This is a genomic window from Gluconobacter sp. GP1, assembly GCF_032913585.1.
Taxonomy (GTDB): domain Bacteria; phylum Pseudomonadota; class Alphaproteobacteria; order Acetobacterales; family Acetobacteraceae; genus Gluconobacter; species Gluconobacter cerinus.
The window spans coordinates 1-1,355 of record NZ_JASGXC010000032.1 but is presented as its reverse complement, the minus strand read 5'-3'; the positions used below and the strand labels follow the sequence as shown (position 1 = coordinate 1,355).

At 62.9% G+C, this 1,355-nt stretch carries 2 protein-coding genes; both read left to right on the top strand.

Annotation, left to right across the window (positions count from 1 at the left end; translation table 11 throughout):
- The coding region (locus R5H23_RS16695; RefSeq protein WP_317216114.1) for a DotH/IcmK family type IV secretion protein at positions 1–857 on the top strand (857 nt) is incomplete at its 5' end.
- Positions 854–1,355: hypothetical protein (locus R5H23_RS16690; RefSeq protein ID WP_317216113.1), on the top strand; the 502-nt coding region annotated here is incomplete at its 3' end. The genes R5H23_RS16695 and R5H23_RS16690, both read left to right, overlap by 4 nt.

Here is a 1,355-nt window from a genome sequence, read left to right as displayed (position 1 = left end):
AGACCACGCGGGACAGCAACGGCGCGCCCCGGGTCGATCCCATTTATGAAGGCTTGCCGCCGCCTCCCAGTGCGATGCAACACTTCTATGACCGGGTCGATCAGGGCCAGAAGAACCTGGACGCCGCAGAAGATCCTCACCGTCTGGCCACCCCTGTGTCGCGGTCTGTGCGGATCTCCCTCGCCCCGGGTGCTCAGACCAATATCATCAGGATTGCGCAGGATTATCCCGCAGCCATCACGTTTCTGGATGAGACGGGTCAGTCCTGGCCGATTGCCTGGGATATCGCCACCAACAAAAGCGGCGGGTGCGACGCCCATGGTCAGGGACAGAACTCCGCCGTGCGCAGTGTGGGGATCAATGCGTGTGTTCCGGAAGCCGGCTCGAACGTCCTTCAGCTGACCCCCGTCTCGCGTTATGCTCATGGCGGTGTTCTGGTCAATCTCAAGGGCGCGCCAAAGCCGATCTCCTTCATGATCATCAGTGGAACGGGCGCCTATGACGCGGACCTGACGGTGCGCGTTGCCGCACGCGGTCCAAACGCGAAGGACACGCCCAATTCTGAGCCCGACGCGCCAGCTACGGGCGATCGTAACCTTGACGACATGCTCGATGGTGCGCCACCCGCCGATGCCGTTCCCCTGCTTGTTTCCGGTGTCAGCCCGGATCGGATCAGGGCCTGGAAGCTGGGCGACAAGATGTACCTTCGCACGGATTACACGCCGATTTCTCCCGCCCCAAGCGCTCATGCGACCGAGTACGGCATCGGAATTTATGAAATCCCCGAGACAACAAAGGTGCTCCTGTCTTCAGGCGCCCGGATCGTCTCTGCGACACTATCGGAGGACGGCCCGTGAGCGAAGCTCATCCAGAACCGGCCGCACCTGCAAGCGGCCTTGCCACCAGTTTCAAGGCGTCTCGTCGCCCGGCCTTCGCGGCCGCAGGCCTTCTCGTTTTTGCCGCGGGCGGATGGTACATGATGAGTCACGGCTCGGCGCCAAAACCGAAGTCGGCGGCATTGCAAACCCCAAATCTTGCGCCGCCAGCTGGCGGAAACAATCACTCAGACAAGCTCGACAGCGCAACGCTTGAGAAGGAGAAGGCTGATGCCGACGCCGCAAAAGCCAGTGGACGATCTTTTGCAAGCGCGCTGACGACGAACAGGCCATTGGGGGACGATAAAGCCCCTCTGCTGGGTCGGATGCCTGGCACTGGTTCTGCAACAACTGCCGGCGTAACGCCCCCCGGGACGCCTCGGCCAGCGCCACCTCCGCCGCCAGCGGTTAATCAGTTCACGCGCGCTCCGGAAGGCACAAAGACTGCCTCCGACCGGTCCGCGAGCCGGGAGCGGCGGC